The organism is Pseudomonas sp. NA-150, from assembly GCF_044336365.1.
Taxonomy (GTDB): domain Bacteria; phylum Pseudomonadota; class Gammaproteobacteria; order Pseudomonadales; family Pseudomonadaceae; genus Aquipseudomonas.
Window position 1 is genome coordinate 1,371,783 of record NZ_CP172305.1, and the last position, 14,860, is coordinate 1,386,642.

The 14,860-nt window shown below is 59.4% G+C and carries 14 protein-coding genes and 4 tRNA genes; 9 read left to right on the forward strand and 9 right to left on the reverse strand.

Translation table 11 applies throughout. The features are described 5' to 3' along the window. Nucleotides 1-224: 224 nt before the first annotated feature. The gene (locus ACF0H7_RS06585) at nt 225-992 is read right to left on the reverse strand and encodes a DODA-type extradiol aromatic ring-opening family dioxygenase (RefSeq protein ID WP_397451981.1); all 768 of its coding nucleotides are present in this window, start codon (nt 990-992) and stop codon (nt 225-227) included. Between the two features lie 102 nt (nt 993-1,094). On the opposite strand from ACF0H7_RS06585, the gene ACF0H7_RS06590 reads away from it, so the two are divergent. Beyond that, nucleotides 1,095-1,760 carry a thiopurine S-methyltransferase gene (locus ACF0H7_RS06590; RefSeq protein WP_397451982.1) on the forward strand — a complete coding sequence of 222 codons (666 nt, stop codon included), beginning with the start codon at nt 1,095-1,097 and terminating at the stop codon, nt 1,758-1,760. Here the strand turns inward: ACF0H7_RS06590 and ACF0H7_RS06595 are convergent. From ACF0H7_RS06595 to ACF0H7_RS06605, 3 genes are all read right to left on the reverse strand, one after another. Continuing rightward, nucleotides 1,737-2,387, reverse strand: coding sequence for a DUF2959 domain-containing protein (locus ACF0H7_RS06595; RefSeq protein ID WP_397451983.1), 651 nt, complete (start codon nt 2,385-2,387; stop codon nt 1,737-1,739). The genes ACF0H7_RS06590 and ACF0H7_RS06595 overlap by 24 nt on opposite strands. A 74-nt stretch (nt 2,388-2,461) precedes the next feature. Then, the gene (htpX, locus tag ACF0H7_RS06600; RefSeq protein ID WP_397451984.1) at nt 2,462-3,349 is read right to left on the reverse strand and encodes a protease HtpX; all 888 of its coding nucleotides are present in this window, start codon (nt 3,347-3,349) and stop codon (nt 2,462-2,464) included. A gap of 252 nt (nt 3,350-3,601) precedes the next feature. Further along, nucleotides 3,602-4,813 (reverse strand): pyridoxal phosphate-dependent aminotransferase, encoded by a 1,212-nt coding sequence (locus ACF0H7_RS06605; RefSeq protein ID WP_397451985.1) that lies wholly within the window; start codon nt 4,811-4,813, stop codon nt 3,602-3,604. Between the two features lie 192 nt (nt 4,814-5,005). On the opposite strand from ACF0H7_RS06605, the gene msrB reads away from it, so the two are divergent. Continuing rightward, nucleotides 5,006-5,401, forward strand: a complete 396-nt coding sequence (gene msrB, locus ACF0H7_RS06610) for a peptide-methionine (R)-S-oxide reductase MsrB (protein WP_397451986.1) — start codon at nt 5,006-5,008, stop codon at nt 5,399-5,401. A gap of 108 nt (nt 5,402-5,509) precedes the next feature. Further along, complete coding sequence (locus ACF0H7_RS06615; protein WP_397451987.1) at nt 5,510-5,995, forward strand: glutathione peroxidase; 486 nt, start codon at nt 5,510-5,512, stop codon at nt 5,993-5,995. A 99-nt stretch (nt 5,996-6,094) separates the two neighbouring features. Here ACF0H7_RS06615 and ACF0H7_RS06620 read toward each other — a convergent pair whose 3' ends face one another. Then, entirely contained in the window at nt 6,095-8,413 is a 2,319-nt protein-coding gene (locus ACF0H7_RS06620; protein ID WP_397451988.1) for a response regulator, read from the reverse strand. Nucleotides 8,414-8,498: 85 nt separating this feature from the next. Between ACF0H7_RS06620 and ACF0H7_RS06625 the strand changes: the two genes are divergently transcribed. After that, nucleotides 8,499-9,392 (forward strand): ATP-binding protein, encoded by an 894-nt coding sequence (locus ACF0H7_RS06625; protein WP_397451989.1) that lies wholly within the window; start codon nt 8,499-8,501, stop codon nt 9,390-9,392. Then, nucleotides 9,389-9,874: a GAF domain-containing protein gene (locus tag ACF0H7_RS06630; RefSeq protein ID WP_397451990.1), complete on the forward strand. Its 486-nt coding sequence runs from the start codon at nt 9,389-9,391 to the stop codon at nt 9,872-9,874. Before ACF0H7_RS06625 ends, ACF0H7_RS06630 begins: the two co-directional genes overlap by 4 nt. 97 nt (nt 9,875-9,971) lie before the next feature. On the opposite strand, the gene ACF0H7_RS06635 is transcribed toward ACF0H7_RS06630, so the two are convergent. Then, nucleotides 9,972-10,736 (reverse strand): hypothetical protein, encoded by a 765-nt coding sequence (locus tag ACF0H7_RS06635; protein WP_397451991.1) that lies wholly within the window; start codon nt 10,734-10,736, stop codon nt 9,972-9,974. Nucleotides 10,737-11,009: 273 nt separating this feature from the next. On the opposite strand from ACF0H7_RS06635, the gene ACF0H7_RS06640 reads away from it, so the two are divergent. The 4 genes from ACF0H7_RS06640 to ACF0H7_RS06655 all read left to right on the forward strand — a co-directional run bounded on the left by ACF0H7_RS06640 (nt 11,010) and on the right by ACF0H7_RS06655 (nt 11,419). After that, nucleotides 11,010-11,085, forward strand: a tRNA-Glu gene (locus ACF0H7_RS06640). 2 nt (nt 11,086-11,087) lie between these two features. Continuing rightward, a tRNA-Gly gene (locus ACF0H7_RS06645) sits at nt 11,088-11,163 on the forward strand. A 101-nt stretch (nt 11,164-11,264) separates the two neighbouring features. Beyond that, nucleotides 11,265-11,340 (forward strand) — tRNA-Glu (locus tag ACF0H7_RS06650). 3 nt (nt 11,341-11,343) lie between these two features. Further along, nucleotides 11,344-11,419 (forward strand) — tRNA-Gly (locus tag ACF0H7_RS06655). A gap of 257 nt (nt 11,420-11,676) precedes the next feature. On the opposite strand, the gene ACF0H7_RS06660 is transcribed toward ACF0H7_RS06655, so the two are convergent. Genes ACF0H7_RS06660 through ACF0H7_RS06670 form a run of 3 tightly spaced genes read right to left on the reverse strand, consistent with a single transcriptional unit; the run spans nt 11,677 to nt 14,857 of the window. Then, complete coding sequence (locus ACF0H7_RS06660; RefSeq protein ID WP_397451992.1) at nt 11,677-12,624, reverse strand: D-isomer specific 2-hydroxyacid dehydrogenase family protein; 948 nt, start codon at nt 12,622-12,624, stop codon at nt 11,677-11,679. Then, entirely contained in the window at nt 12,621-13,820 is a 1,200-nt protein-coding gene (locus ACF0H7_RS06665; RefSeq protein WP_397451993.1) for an acyl-CoA dehydrogenase family protein, read from the reverse strand. The genes ACF0H7_RS06660 and ACF0H7_RS06665 overlap by 4 nt, the downstream gene beginning before the upstream one ends. Before the next feature lie 32 nt (nt 13,821-13,852). Next, nucleotides 13,853-14,857, reverse strand: a complete 1,005-nt coding sequence (locus ACF0H7_RS06670) for an ABC transporter substrate-binding protein (RefSeq protein ID WP_397451994.1) — start codon at nt 14,855-14,857, stop codon at nt 13,853-13,855. Nucleotides 14,858-14,860 lie beyond the last annotated feature (3 nt).

Here is a 14,860-nt window from a genome sequence, read left to right on the forward strand (position 1 = left end):
AAATCCCCGACTGGTTCGGGGATTTTTTTTGCTTGGTTTTGGTAAATCAAAAATTTCCTGTAGGAGCTGCCGCAGGCTGCGATCGACTGGGAACCGGTCGCCGCGTTCGAATGCCAATCGCAACCTTCGGCAGCTCCTACAGGTTTGTTGTGGCGCTCAGATTTCATTCCAGCCACAGATCCTCTGTGGGCGCCAACTTGTTGGCGAATGAAGCGACACGTTAATCACCCAAACCGATAGATATCCATCCCCAGCGCGCCCATCGTAAAACCCTGATGCGCGATGCTGAACTCACCGCCGGCACCTCGGGCAAAATACAGCGGCAGCAAATGCTCATCGCTCGGATGATTCTTCACGGCATGCGGCGCCTGACGCCGGTAATCATGCAGCGCGGCTTCATCATCACTCGCCAACTTATCCACAACCCAGTCACGGAATTCCAGCGCCCAAGGCTCGACGCTTTCCGGCCCCGCCTGCCAATCCAGCTCACGCAAGTTGTGAGTAATGCTGCCGGAACCGATCACCAGCACGCCTTGTTCGCGCAAGCTGGCCAATGCCTGGCCGACTCTGGTTTGCAGCTCGGGGCCCTGACGGCTAGGCAACGATACCTGCACCACCGGAATGTCGGCCTGCGGATACATCAATGACAGCGGCACCCAGACCCCATGGTCAAACGGACGGCGAGTGTCGATTCGTACTGGCAAGCCAGCAGCGCTAAGCAGTTCGCCGACTTCGTGGGTCAACGTCGGCAGGCCGGGTGCCGGGTATTGCACGGCAAACAGCGCTGCCGGAAAGCCACCGAAGTCATGCCAGGTCTCCGGTTGTGGGTTGCCGTTGACCAGCAGCTCCTGGCTTTCCCAGTGTGCCGAGACGATGACGATCGCCCGCGGCCGGGGCATTTCAGCGGCCAGCCGGGCCAGCGCAGGGCCGCTCGCTCCGGGTTCCAGCGCGAGCATTGGCGAGCCGTGAGAGATATACAAGCTAGGGAACATAGAGGGTGTCCTGAGCGTTAAGATGGCTCATCTTCAGGCTAAACATTGATCTAAATCCAATATATGTTTTAGTACTAACTGATCGAATTATCAGGAGTAGGTATGCAGCCGGAGTTTTGGCACAAGCGTTGGGCCAGCAATCAGATTGGCTTTCATTCATCGGAGGTCAATCCGTACCTGTTGCGCTTTTGGGGGGATGTCGGCATTTCCGAGGGCGCTCGGGTGTTGGTGCCGTTGTGTGGCAAGAGCCTCGATCTGGCCTGGCTGGCGGGGCAAGGGTTGAAGGTGCTGGGGGTCGAGCTGTCAGAAAAAGCTATCGAGGAGTTCTTTAGCGAGCAACAGCTATCCGCGCAGATCAGTCAGCAAGGGCCGTTCAAGGTCTACAGCGCTGAATCCATTGAACTCTGGTGCGGGGATTTTTTCGCCCTGACGGTAAATGATGTGGCCGACTGCGCTGGACTTTACGACCGCGCCGCGCTGATCGCACTGCCGCCCGAGATGCGCGAACGCTATGCACAGCACCTGACCCGGATTCTGCCGGCAACCTGCAACGGGCTGTTAGTCACGCTGGATTACGATCAGACGCAAATCGATGGTCCGCCATTTTCGGTGCCGGATGCCAATGTTCAGCAATTGCTGGCGGCGGAGTGGCAGTTGGAAATTCTCGAAGAACGCGATGTCCTGGCCAGCAGCTCAAAGTTCCTCCAGGCGGGCGCCACGCGGCTGGCGGAGCGAGTCTATCGTCTACGGCGCGGCATTGCGTTGTAACTGGCGAACGAAGGCATCGGCGCCGTCGATGGAGCGCTGCATGTCTTTCAGCAGCCCGTAGATGTTGTTTTGCAGGTTGCCGCTTTCACCCTTCAGCGCACCTATCGCTTCGGCGTTGAGATTGTGCTTGAGGAACAGCACCTGATCGCGCAATACGCTGAGTACCGGTTCGATGCGGCTTTCGGCGGTCTTCATGTTCTGTAGCAGTTCGCGGTATTCGGTCTGGGTGCGCTCCAGCTGTTTGGCGCTGGCGGCACGCAGGTCCTGATTGCTGTACTGACCCAGCTCACCCTGCCACTCATCGAACAGCGCATCGGCCACGGTTTCGACGGCCTCAATGCGTTGATGCACGGCGGCCGCGCTTTTTTCGCTGGCTTGCAGGTCATCGTTCAAGGCGTTGTAGCGTTTCTCCAGGTCGCCGCCGTCGAAATGCACCACGGCCCGGTAGTTCTCCAGCGCGCTGCTGACATGCTTCTGGGTGTTTTTTTGCGAGTCCCGCGCATCCTCGACCCGGCCGGAGAGCATTTGCCGTTTGGAGATTCCGGCGCTGTCCATGGCGGCGAAATAGGCACCCTGGCAGCCGCTGAGGGCGAGGAGGGCGATGCAGACGATGGTGAGTGAGCGCATGGTGGGGCTTCCTTTGCGACCGAAAACAAAAAGGGCGACTCGCGTCGCCCTTCTGTCACGCTGCCTGAAGCTTATCAGCCGAGACGACGCAGCGCCTCGATGCGATCTTCTAGTGCCGGGTGGCTCATGAACAAGCCGGCCAGGCCGTGCTTGAGGCCGCCGTTGATGCCGAAGGCGGTCAGGCTGTCCGGCATCTGCACCGGCACGCCCTGTTCCGAGCGCAGGCGCTGCAAGGCACTGATCATGGCGCTGGTGCCGGCCAGGCGGGCACCGGCTTCGTCAGCGCGGTATTCGCGTTTGCGCGAGAACCACATGACGATGGAGCTGGCGAGGAAGCCCAGAACCAGTTCAGCAAAGATAGTCGCGATGTAGTAGGCCATGCCCTGGCCTTCTTCGTTCTTGAAGATCACCTTGTCGACGAAATTGCCGATGATCCGCGCGAAGAACATGACGAAGGTGTTCACCACACCTTGCACCAGCGCCAGGGTCACCATGTCACCGTTGGCGACGTGGCCGATTTCGTGGGCCAGCACGGCCTTTACTTCGTCGGGTGAGAAGCGCTCCAGCAGGCCCTGGCTCACCGCGACCAGTGCGTCGTTCTTGTTCCAGCCGGTGGCGAACGCGTTGGACTCATAGGCCGGGAAGATGCCGACCTCCGGCATCTTGATCCCGGCTTCGCGGGACAATTGCTCAACGGTTTGCAGCAGCCATTGTTCATGGCGGGTACGCGGCTGGGTGATGATCTGGGTGCCGGTGCTCATCTTTGCCATCCACTTGGAGATGAACAGCGAGAACAGCGAGCCTGCGAAACCAAAAACAGCGCAGAAGACCAGCAGTTGTTGAAGATTCAGGTCAACGCCATTGGCCGCCATAAACCCGTTGAAGCCGAACAGGCTCAGGGTAATGCTGGCAATGAGCACGACCGCCAGGTTAGTGGCCAAAAACAGCAAAATGCGCATCATGGTTGGGAATTTCTCCTCGTGAAGAATGTGTAACGTGATGCGGGGTATATAAGGTGATGTGGGTGGCGATTCAACCGGGGGACTATTTCAAACTGTGTCGTCTGACGTCGCCAGGTCATTATGGACCGTTGGCGCAGAGGCGGGGAGTAGAGCAATGGCAGGTATTCGCTATCTCAAGCAGTCCGGATTGCGGGCGATAGCGATTACGAAATCTTTATCGCCGGCCAGCCGGAGTGCTTGGAAACAAATCGGTTACTGGCGATAGGTCTTGAGGAAGTTACCGATACGGCCAATCGCCTGCTCTAGGTCATCGACCCGTGGCAGGGTCACCACGCGGAAGTGATCCGGCCATGGCCAGTTGAAGGCGGTGCCTTGCACAATCAGCAGTTTTTCCGACAAGAGGAGGTCGAGGGCGAACTTCTCGTCGTTATGGATCGGGCAGATTTTCGGATCGATGCGTGGGAACGCGTACAGTGCACCCATCGGTTTGACGCAGCTGACGCCGGGGATGTCGTTGAGCAACTCCCAGGTACGGTTGCGTTGCTCCAGCAGGCGGCCTTGCGGCAGCACCAGGTCGTTGATGCTCTGGTAGCCGCCCAGCGCGGTCTGAATCGCATGCTGGCTCGGCACGTTGGCGCACAGGCGCATGTTGGCCAGCATGTCGATGCCTTCGATGTAGCTCTGTGCGTGCAGCTTCGGACCGGAAATCACTACCCAGCCGGAACGGAAACCCGCCACGCGGTACGACTTGGACAGGCCGTTGAAGGTCAGGCACAGCAGGTCCGGCGCCAGCGAGGCAGTGGCGATGTGCAGGGCTTCGTCGTACAGAATCTTGTCGTAGATCTCGTCGGAGAACACCACCAGGTTGTGCTGGCGCGCCAGTTCGAGCATGCCCAGCAACACTTCCTTGGGGTAGACCGCGCCCGTCGGGTTGTTCGGGTTGATGATCACCATGGCCTTGGTGTTCGGCGTGATTTTGGCCTTGATGTCCTGCAGGTCAGGCCACCAGTAGGCCTGTTCGTCACACAGGTAATGCACCGGGTTGCCGCCGGCCAGGCTTACGGCAGCGGTCCACAGCGGGTAGTCCGGGGCCGGGATCAGCACTTCGTCGCCGTTGTTGAGCAGCGCCTGCATCGACATCACGATCAGCTCGGACACGCCGTTGCCCAGGTAGATGTCTTCAATGCCGACGCCTTCCACCTGCTTCTGCTGGTAGTACTGCATCACCGCCTTGCGCGCGCTGAACAGACCCTTGGAGTCGCTGTAGCCCTGGGACGTTGGCAGGTTGCGGATCACGTCCTGCAGGATTTCGTCCGGCGCTTCGAAGCCAAATGGCGCCGGGTTGCCGATGTTCAGCTTGAGGATGCGATGGCCTTCCTCTTCCAGGCGTTTGGCGTGCTTGAGCACTGGCCCGCGAATGTCATAGCAGACGTTGGCGAGCTTGTTCGATTTGCTGACCTGCATGGTGATTGATCCCGAAAATGGACGAGCCAGTGTAGACACACAACCTGGGTCGCCGAGCAGAACGCCATGAAAATGGATTTGTATGCGTGAAACGTGGGTGACAGACTGGCGTCTAACGAGGCGCAATCATACGTGCCACCCGATCCGTGGAAAAGATACAGATCGGGCTTTTTAAGATTCGGAGGTGTACCCGTGGATAAGCTGCAAAAAACCCGTGAAGAATGGCAGGCAATGCTTGATCCAGAGCAGTACAACGTTTGTCGTCTAAAGGGCACTGAACGGCCGTTTTCCGGGAAGTACAACAGCACCAAGACCGCTGGCGTCTACCACTGCGTGTGCTGCAATGAAGCGTTATTCGATTCCGAGACCAAATTCGACTCCGGTTGCGGCTGGCCGAGCTTCTACGCGCCGCTCGAAGGCAGCGCAGTGATCGAAGTGCGTGACGTCAGCCACGGGATGATCCGCACCGAAGTGGTGTGCGCCAAATGCGACGCGCATTTGGGTCATGTGTTCCCGGACGGTCCACCGCCGACCGGCCTGCGCTACTGCATCAACTCGGTGTGCCTGGACCTTGTTCCAAGGGAGTAAAATGAAGGCTGGCCTCTTATGCCAAGGTATTGATGGGGTGAATTAAATTGCGCGCAAGTGAATTGCGCACTATGTTTCATTCAAAATCCAATTCTTGAAGGTGTCGCCATGAGCGAAAATCTGCTGACCATTCCGTGCACCACCATCAAGGGTGAGCAAAAGACTCTGGCCGATTTTGCCGGCAAGGCCGTTTTGGTGGTGAACACCGCCAGCAAATGCGGTTTCACCCCGCAGTACAAAGGCCTGGAGCAGCTGTGGCAGAGCTACAAGGACAAGGGCCTGGTGGTGTTGGGCTTTCCTTGCAACCAGTTCGGCCACCAGGAACCGGGCAACGAAGGCGCGATTTCCGAGTTCTGTGAATTGAATTATGGGGTCAGTTTCCCGTTGTTCAAAAAGATCGATGTCAATGGCGCCGAAGCGCACCCACTGTTCGTCCAGTTGAAGAAACAGGCGCCGGGTTTGCTGGGCTCTGAACGCATCAAATGGAATTTCACCAAGTTCCTGATCGGCAAGGACGGCAAGCTGGTCAAGCGCTATGCGCCGCTGACCAAGCCGCAAGAGCTCACCGACGATATCGAAGCGATGCTGAAATAATCGAAATATCACACTGTAGGAGCCAACTTGTTGGCGAGGGGCTTTACGCGGTGTGTCAGATACACCGCCTCGCGAACAAGTTCGCTCCTACATGGGATCTCAGCTTCGTGCCGCAGGCAACCACTGATCCAGTAAGCTGATCAGTTCTTCGCGGCGGAAGGGTTTGGCCAGGTAGTCGCTCATGCCTGCCGCCCGGCAGCGTTCGCGCTCTTCAGGCATCGCATTGGCGGTCAGGGCAATGATCGGCATGTTTGGCCAGCGCCCGCTCTGGCGAATCTGCCGACTGGCTTCGTAGCCATCCATCACCGGCATATTGCAGTCCATCAACACCAGATCGAAGCTGTGCAATTCCAATTGCTCCAACGCATCGGACCCGTGACCGCTGACGACCACGTCGTAGCCGAGTTTGCTGAGCATGCCTTTGGCCACCAACTGATTGACCGGGTTGTCCTCGACCAACAGAATTCGCGCCCGGCGCGGGCTGGCCTGATCGCTATACGTCAACTCGTCGGTATCGAGGTCTTCCGGTTGCAGGATTCGGCGCAAGGTCTGGTACAGCGCGTTGCGTGCCAGCGGGCGGGCCTGTTGTTGCAGCGGTGCGAGGGCGGTGACCTGTTCACTCGGCATGAAATTGCCGTACGCGGTGATCAGCAGAATCGGCACTTCGATGGCCGGGCGCAGGCCGAACAGGCACTCCGGACAGTCAGTGATCAGCAGGTCGGGGTTAAGGCCAAACAGACTGTCGCCAAGGCCATAGCGCTGGTATTCGATTCCCCAACCGGGTAGCAAACTGCCCAGCAGTTCAGCCAGACCGCTGTCCGACGGGCTGACGGCGATGACCCGACCGCTGAGTTTCACCGGCAGCGGCGCCGGGACATGGGTGGGCAGCGGCAGGTCGGCATAGAAGCGACTGCCGAAACCGACTTTGGACTCAATGCTCAGGTGACCCTTCATCGCGCCGCACAGGTTGTGGGTCAGGGCCAGGCCGAGGCCGGTGCCGCCAAACTGCCGGGTGATCCCGGCCGCAGCCTGGGTGAAGGGCTGGAAGATTTTCGCCTGGTCGTCCTCGGCGATACCGATACCGGTGTCGCGCACTTCGATGCGGATGCCGTCGCCGTGGCGGCTGAGGCGCACATCGACGCGGCCGAAACGGGTGAACTTCAGGGCGTTGGACAACAGGTTGCTGACGATCTGCCGAACCCGCGTCGGGTCGCCCAGGATCATCGCCGGGAAGCTTGGCTCAATAAGGCAGGTCAGTTCCACGCTGGGGGCGGCGTTTTGCGACAGCAGGTTGGCGGTGTCCTCCACCAAGGCCCCCAGGTCGAACGGAATGCGCTCCAGCTCAAGCTGGCCGGCGTCGAATTTCGACAGGTCGAGAATATCGTTGAGCAACTCCACTAGCACCTTGCCGGAGTCGTGGGCAATCGACAGCTGTTGGCGTTGTTCGGCGGTCAGCGAGCTATCCAGCGACAGCGAGAGCATGCCCAGCAGGCCGTTGAGCGGCGTACGGATTTCGTGACTCATGTTGGCCAGGAACACCGAGCGCGCGTGAGCCATGTCCATGGCGGTGCTGCGCGCAATCTGCAACTCATCGTTGGAGCGACTGAGGCGCAGGTTGCTGGCCTTGAGTTCGATGGTGCGCGCGGCCACGATATTTTCCAGCTCGCTCAAATGGCGAGTGAGGCTGTTCTCGGCGACACGGCGGCGGGAAAACTCGCTGGCGACCATGTCAAACTGTTGGTTGGCGACTTGCACCAGTACCCCGATTTCATCCTGTTCGTGACGTGGCGGGCAGGCGAGGGGCGGTTGATTCGGCTGACGGGGGTCGCGGCTGGCCAGCGCGCCGATGACTGTCACCAGTGGCTTGGTCAGTGAGACATAGAACAGCATCAACAGGATCGCGCTCAGCAGCAGGCTGCGGGTAAAGCCATTGACCAGGGTGATCTCGGCGCGCTGCAGGAAATGGCTGCCGAAGGCGTAGGTATCGACGTCAAGGTGCAGATTGCCCATGGGATCGTTGGGCAGATGGTCGAGGTACAGCGGGTCATCGAACTGGCGGCTGGCGCTAAACAGGAAATCGCTGATCACCCGGTATCGACTTTGGGCGGGCAGACGATCGACGCTGGCCAAGGTTACATTGTTGTTATCGCTCAGGCGGGCACCGATCACCGCCGGGGAGTGCAGCAGCCCTAACGTCAGTTCCTGAGCCAGTTCGGCATCGATGTTGTAGGCGATGCGCGAAGCCGGGTTGTGGCTGATTTCCAGCAGCGAACGAATTTCACGATCGATCGAGGCGTCTTCGCTGGCATAATCGAGGGTAATTTGCACCAGGCTGAGCACGGTTCCCAAAACGAAACCGACCAGGACTGTCAGCCGCGCTTGCTTGAACGACAGGCGGTTGATGAACGATATATCCATGGGGTAAAGCCGATCCTCGGTTCCTTCGCTGAGCAAGCATAGCCGATTGGGCCTTGCCTTTATTGAGATTAATTAAGGAGACAACGTGGACTCTCGATTGAACGCCTTTCTCGAGCGAGCCGAAACCGTGCTGGCTCGATTGGAGCCGCTACTGCCGGCTCCGCGCCAGGCCGTTGACTGGAACCGCTCGCTGGCTGCGCGCTGGGTGCAGGAAGGTCGCAGTGGTTACCTGATGCCGTTGGAGGTCAGCCTGGACATGCGTCTGACCGACTTGATCGGTGTCGACCGCCAACGTGATCAACTGTCGCGCAACACCCGCCAATTCATCGACGGCCTGCCAGCCAACCACGCACTGTTGTGGGGATCGCGCGGGACGGGCAAGTCTTCGCTGGTTCGGGCGCTGTTGGCCGAGAACCATCAAGACGGCTTGCGTCTGATCGAAATCGAGCGCGACCACCTGGGCGACCTGCCGCGCGTGGTCGAGCAATTGCAGAAGCTGCCCCAGCGTTTCGTGCTGTTTTGCGATGACCTGTCGTTTGAAGCGGGCGAGAGCGATTACCGCGTACTGAAAAGCGTGCTGGACGGTTCGCTGGAACAAGCGCCGGACAATGTGCTGTTGTACGCCACTTCCAACCGTCGCCACCTGGTGCCGGAAAAGGAAAGCGACAACGAGCACTGGAAACGCGGCGATGACGGCGAGCTGCACCCGAGCGAGGCGGTCGAAGACAAGATCGCCTTGTCCGACCGTTTCGGCCTGTGGCTGTCCTTTTATCCCTTCACCCAAGAGCACTTTCTGGACGTCGTTGAACACTGGATCGGCGAATTGGCCTCGGCGTCTGGCCTCAAATGGCAGCGCGATGAAGAGCTGGACATTCTCGCCGTCCGTTGGGCGACTGGACGTGGCAATCGCAATGGCCGTTGCGCTTACCAGTTCGCGCGCTACTGGGTTGGTCTTAAATTGTTGGAGCAACAAGCATGATCGATTTACAAAACAGCGGTGCCGGTCTGGACGGTTACAGCCTGCTCGCGGCTCAGTTGGAGTCACTGTTGGCTGACGAGCGCGATTTCATCGCCAATGCCGCGCAGTTTTCCGCATTCCTGTTCAGTCAGCTGGATGATTTGAACTGGGCCGGTTTCTACCTGACTCAGGGCGAGGAGTTGGTGCTGGGTCCCTTCCAGGGCCAGATTGCCTGTGTGCGCATTCCGTTCGGTCGGGGCGTGTGCGGTGCAGCGGCGGCGTCGCTGAAGACTCAGCGCGTCGAGGACGTTCACGTGTTCCCGGGGCACATCGCTTGCGACAGCGCCTCCAACAGCGAACTGGTGGTGCCATTGGTCAAGGACGGGCGCTTGATTGGTGTGCTGGATCTGGACAGTCCGAGTGTCGGACGTTTCAGCGAGGCGGATCAGGCGGGAGTCGAACAGTTGGCGGCGATCTTCTTGAAGCTGACCACCTGCGAGTAAGGCTCTCGCAAAGTTCGTAGCAGTCCGGCTTGTCGGCGATGGCGATTTCAGATTCGCCATTGCCGGCAAGCCGGACTAGTAGATGTGTATCTTCTATTTAGTCGTAAACGACTTTCTTCTTCCACTCGGTCTCGACTTCCTTCAGACCTTCGGTCAACTCGTTCACCTCGCCTTCCACGGGTGCGATATTGGTCAGGACCATGGAATTGGAGCGGGCCAGGAGTTTTTCCAGGTACGTCAGTTGCTCCTGATAGAACGCCGGCTCTGGCTGTTTGCGTAAATACTGCACACCCCGTTCGAACGCCAGGCGCGCCTGACCCGGTTGATCGTGGGACAGTGCGTGTTGGCCGAGGTTATTGAAGAACTCGATGTGCAGCAGGACCAGGATATGGCGAATTTCCTTGACCCAGTGCTTGGCTTCGCCATTGGCCAGGAAGCCATCGTGAGCGGCGCGGGTGACCTGGCCGTGCAAGGCTTCCAGCAAGAAGCGCACATCCTTGGCCTTGGCTTCGGTCTGGATCGGAGAGGGTGGGTTGTTGACCGGAATCTGCTCGCCTTTATCCACCAGCGCCGTCAGTTCGTCGATGCGGGTTTTGAGCTCCTGGTTGTCTTTATCCAGCGCCAGAAGGCGCGTGACCACATTCAGTTCGAGGCGGGTCATCAGCAACTTGAGGGCTGGGCTCATCAACTGGCCGGGAAAGGTTTCAGTGATCTCGCCACAGCGACGCAAGCGGTCTCCGAGTTCTACCTTGAGGCGAGCCCGTTCCAGCTTCTTTTTCTCCGCCACGTGATTGAGGAAGCCGATGGCGATCAGAACAGCTATGCCGGCAACAATCAGTAAGGTAATGAGGAGTGGTGTCACCGTTGAAACCTCGTTCAGGTAGTTCGGGTAGTTTTGCCCGAGTGTAGTGCTTAAGGCTAATGGCCGATAGATGTAACGGATGGATCGTCAAACTAACGGCGTGGTTAATCAGGCGCGATCACGACGGGTGGTCTAGGGTAAAGCAGGCGAAGTCATTGATTTAAATATATTTATAGATGGGGGTTGACGACATGCCTGCGCATCCATAGAATGCGCGCCACTTGCAGCGTAAAGCACACAGCGGAGCGCAAACGAGTAGTGAAGTTGTAGTGTGTCCCCTTCGTCTAGTGGCCTAGGACACCGCCCTTTCACGGCGGTAACAGGGGTTCGAGTCCCCTAGGGGACGCCATTGCGGGAATAGCTCAGTTGGTAGAGCACGACCTTGCCAAGGTCGGGGTCGCGAGTTCGAGTCTCGTTTCCCGCTCCATTTTTAAGCAGTCTTGCTCTCGGGCAGGGCTGGTGAAACCAAGGCAGCATCTTCGGGTGATGTTTTGGACACTGGAACATACGTTGTATGTTTCGGGCAGCGTCCCCTTCGTCTAGTGGCCTAGGACACCGCCCTTTCACGGCGGTAACAGGGGTTCGAGTCCCCTAGGGGACGCCATTTGCGGGAATAGCTCAGTTGGTAGAGCACGACCTTGCCAAGGTCGGGGTCGCGAGTTCGAGTCTCGTTTCCCGCTCCATTTATACAAAAACGCCGCTCAACAGAGCGGCGTTTTTGTTTGTGCGTTTTTTGTGGGTTAGGTAAATCAGAGGGTTGTCAGATGCATCGCCTTCGCAGCAGTGTGGCGGTCCGACAAGCCTGCCACTGCCTGAGCGGAATCTGTGATTGACCCCGACCCGATCTTGTAGGAGCTGCCGAAGGCTGCAAAAAATCGACATCGGGAGGGCCGTGCCGGCCTTATCGCAGCCTGCGGCAGCTCCTACAATGGATCGGCGATCAATACCCCCGCTTCGGATCGGTCAAATTCTCCAGTGGCTGATCATTCAAGTAACGCTGCAGGTTGGCGGTAAAGCCTTCAATCAACTCTTGCCGGCTGTTGCTGGAAATCGCCGAGGTATGCGGCGACAGACGCACCCGTGGATGGTGATAGAGCGGATGCCCGTCGGGCAGCGGTTCCGGGTCGGTGACGTCCAGCGAGGCCAGGCCGATTTGTCCCTGATTCAACGCCTCCAGCAACGCCTCATGATCCAGTAGCCCGCCGCGGGCGATGTTGATCAAGTGCAGTCCCGGTTTCGCCACGCCCAGCACGTCACGGTCGACGATGTGGTGGGTTTGCGCTGTGATGGGCGCTGCCAACACCACATGGTCAGACTCGGCAAACAACTGATGAATGTCGCGCGCGGCCTTCACGCCCTCGATTTCCAACGGGGTATCACCACGACGTAACGCCAGCACGTTGATCCCCAGCGCCAACGCCTTGCTCGCGAGGCTCTGGCCGATGGCACCGAAGCCGAAGATGCCCAAGGTCGTGCCTTTCACCGGCTTGAGCGGGGTGAAGTGCCATTGCGAATCATGCACCCAGATATCCGGCAAGTGCTTGGCCGCCGCAAAGATCGCGGCAAGGGCGAATTCGGCCAGGTTTTCGGCGGCACTGCCGCGTGAGGTGGTCAGCGGTGGACCTTGCAGAAACCACGCTGGATAAGCATCGATGCCCGACGACACCACCTGAATCCATTTCAGTCCGTACGGCCAGCCTTCGGGCGCAACCTCTGGCGCCTGGTAGCCACGCACATTGATCGGCCGCGCCAGCAACACGCTGACGTCGGACGGCAGGTTGACAGGCGTGCCTGGTGCAATCGTCAGCACCCGCGCTTCGGGCAGGCGCTCACGCAGGCTCTGGTTGTAGTCCTCGTCCAGTTGGCTGGCGATTACGAGTTGGCTCATGGGCGTAGTCCTTTCGGTTGGCGTTGTGCGAAGGCGGCCTTGCCGACGCTGGTCAATACCGCATCGTTCTGTGGGGTATGAACCCGCCCGCACAGCACATTGCGGTAGTGCCGTTGCAGCGGGTTGTTGCGGGACAGGCCGGGGTTACCCGTGGCTTCGATGGCCAGCTCCACGGCGCGGATCGCATTGCCGGTGACCAGGTATTTGATCTGCGCCGCATGTGCCGGCGCGACATGCCCGTTGGCAGCCGACTCCAGCAGATTGCGGTTGGCGAACAACAGGGTGTCGATATGGCCGACCGTTTCCTGAAAGCGCGGCAAGGTCGACAGTGCGGCACCGAGGTTCGAGGGTTTGCGTTGCTCCAGCCAGTCGACGAACCAATCGCGGGCAGATTGGGCAATGGCGTCATACACCGACGACAGCAACACCGACATCCAGAGCAAGGCCGAGGCATCCAGTTCGGCTTGGGGTTGGCTCCACGGGCTGACGCTGACGGCATGCTCCAGGGGCACCAGCGCGTTGTCGAAAATCACTTCATGGCTGCACGTGGCGCGCATGCCCAGGTGGTCCCAATCCTCGACGATACGAATCCCGGGCGTGTCCTTGTGCACCAGCCAGGCGCCGACCAGCGGGTCCGGATCGTCACTGCGGGCCCAGACGCTGTACCAGGTCAGGCCGTAACTGCCGGTGGAATAGATCTTGCTGCCGCTGATGCGCCAACCCTCGGCAGTACGCCGGGCAGTGGTTGCCGGCAGGCCGCCACGGGCCGGGGTGCCGAGGTCAGGCTCGACCCGCAGCGCGTTGATCAGCGCGCCGTCCAGCACGGCGTCTTCGGCCACTTTACGACGCAGCGCGGCCGGCCAGTTGTGATTGTCTTGCAGGCGTGACTGCTGCAGGTACTGCATCACCAGGATCAGCGCGGTCGAGGGTTCGCCCTTGGCCACGGCGCTGATCACCTGTTGCGCCTGGGCCAGGTCGGCACCCCCGCCACCGAGGTCGACGGGCACCGTGAGGGCAGTCAGGCCTTGTTCATGCAACAGTCGGAAATTGTCGTGAGGAAAGTCAGCGCTTTCGTCATAGTCAGCGGCGGTCTGCGCCAGGATCGCGCTGAGCCTGGCCAGTCGCGCGCTGAAGTCTTCGGCTGATTCGCTCAGGGGCTGTCGTGCAACAGCTGGGCGAAGGGTTGAAAGGCTCATCAATGAATTCCTTTTTAATACGTGGCCGTTGATCAGCCTTGGCTGCCAGCGCCTGTGGATAAAAGCCGGAACTGCCGATCCCACAGGGGCGTGACATCGATGCGTTCGCTCAACACGCCAGCGTCGTGAAACAGATCGGCCACTTCCTGTTGCGAAGTGATGGCCTGCTCGCTGACTTCCAGCACCTTCCACGGTTGGCTGCGGTTGTTGTACTGGTCGAGAAACACCGCCTTGTCGACCCCCAGCAACTGCGCCGACTTGGCGGCCCAGGCGTCGGGGTTGTTGTTGATCCATTGCAGGGTCTGGGTTTCGCGGTGCAGGTAGTCTTGAATCGCCTGGCGTCGCACGGGGTCTTCCAGCGCGGCGGGGCGAGCGGCCATCAGGTAGTTACCGGACAAATAACCCAGCGCGGTTTTCAACACACGGGCGCCGCTGCGGAACTTGGCCAACTGGATAAACACCCCATAAATCACCCACGCATCCAGCTGCCCGCTCTGAAACGCGCTGAAACCATCTTGCGGGGTCAGGGCGATGGCGTTGATGTCAGCCATCGACAGGCCTTGCTCCTTCAGGGCCTTGATCAGGAAGTAGTGGGAGGTGGTGGAGCGCACGTAACCGACGCGCTTGCCACGCAGTTGTTCGACGGATTCCAGCGTTGAGTCCTTGGGGATCAGGAACACTTGATTGTTAACGTCGCCTTGAATCACCGCGATCAGCTTCGGCTGACGATGGCTCTGAATCGAAAAGATCGGCGGGATCTCGCTCATCGAACCGATGTCGAGACTGCCGGACGCCAACGCCTCGACGATCAGATTGCCGCCGGAAAACTCCGAATAATTGACCTTGTACGGGCGCTGGTCGGTGGCGGCGTTGTCGCTGAAATAGGAGTCGCCGCCTTTATAGGTGGCGACCTCCAGAGTCAGGCCAGCGAGGTCGTTGCCCTGGGCAAAGAGCCGGGGCGAGAGCCCCAGACCCAGTGCGCCTAGCGCCAGCGACGCGCCGCCGAGAAAGGCGCGTCGGTTGATGGTTGTCGTCATCGA

Excerpts from the sequence above, each read along its gene's own strand:
- htpX (WP_397451984.1), bottom strand. The coding sequence starts at position 3,349 with ATGATGCGCATTTTGCTGTTTTTGGCCACTAACCTGGCGGTCGTGCTC.
- ACF0H7_RS06670 (WP_397451994.1), bottom strand. The coding sequence starts at position 14,857 with ATGACGACAACCATCAACCGACGCGCCTTTCTCGGCGGCGCGTCGCTG.
- ACF0H7_RS06630 (WP_397451990.1), top strand. The coding sequence starts at position 9,389 with ATGATCGATTTACAAAACAGCGGTGCCGGTCTGGACGGTTACAGCCTG.
- ACF0H7_RS06585 (WP_397451981.1), bottom strand. The coding sequence starts at position 992 with ATGTTCCCTAGCTTGTATATCTCTCACGGCTCGCCAATGCTCGCGCTG.
- ACF0H7_RS06660 (WP_397451992.1), bottom strand. The coding sequence starts at position 12,624 with ATGAGCCAACTCGTAATCGCCAGCCAACTGGACGAGGACTACAACCAG.
- ACF0H7_RS06615 (WP_397451987.1), top strand. The coding sequence starts at position 5,510 with ATGAGCGAAAATCTGCTGACCATTCCGTGCACCACCATCAAGGGTGAG.
- ACF0H7_RS06665 (WP_397451993.1), bottom strand. The coding sequence starts at position 13,820 with ATGAGCCTTTCAACCCTTCGCCCAGCTGTTGCACGACAGCCCCTGAGC.
- ACF0H7_RS06595 (WP_397451983.1), bottom strand. The coding sequence starts at position 2,387 with ATGCGCTCACTCACCATCGTCTGCATCGCCCTCCTCGCCCTCAGCGGC.
- ACF0H7_RS06605 (WP_397451985.1), bottom strand. The coding sequence starts at position 4,813 with ATGCAGGTCAGCAAATCGAACAAGCTCGCCAACGTCTGCTATGACATT.
- ACF0H7_RS06620 (WP_397451988.1), bottom strand. The coding sequence starts at position 8,413 with ATGGATATATCGTTCATCAACCGCCTGTCGTTCAAGCAAGCGCGGCTG.
- ACF0H7_RS06590 (WP_397451982.1), top strand. The coding sequence starts at position 1,095 with ATGCAGCCGGAGTTTTGGCACAAGCGTTGGGCCAGCAATCAGATTGGC.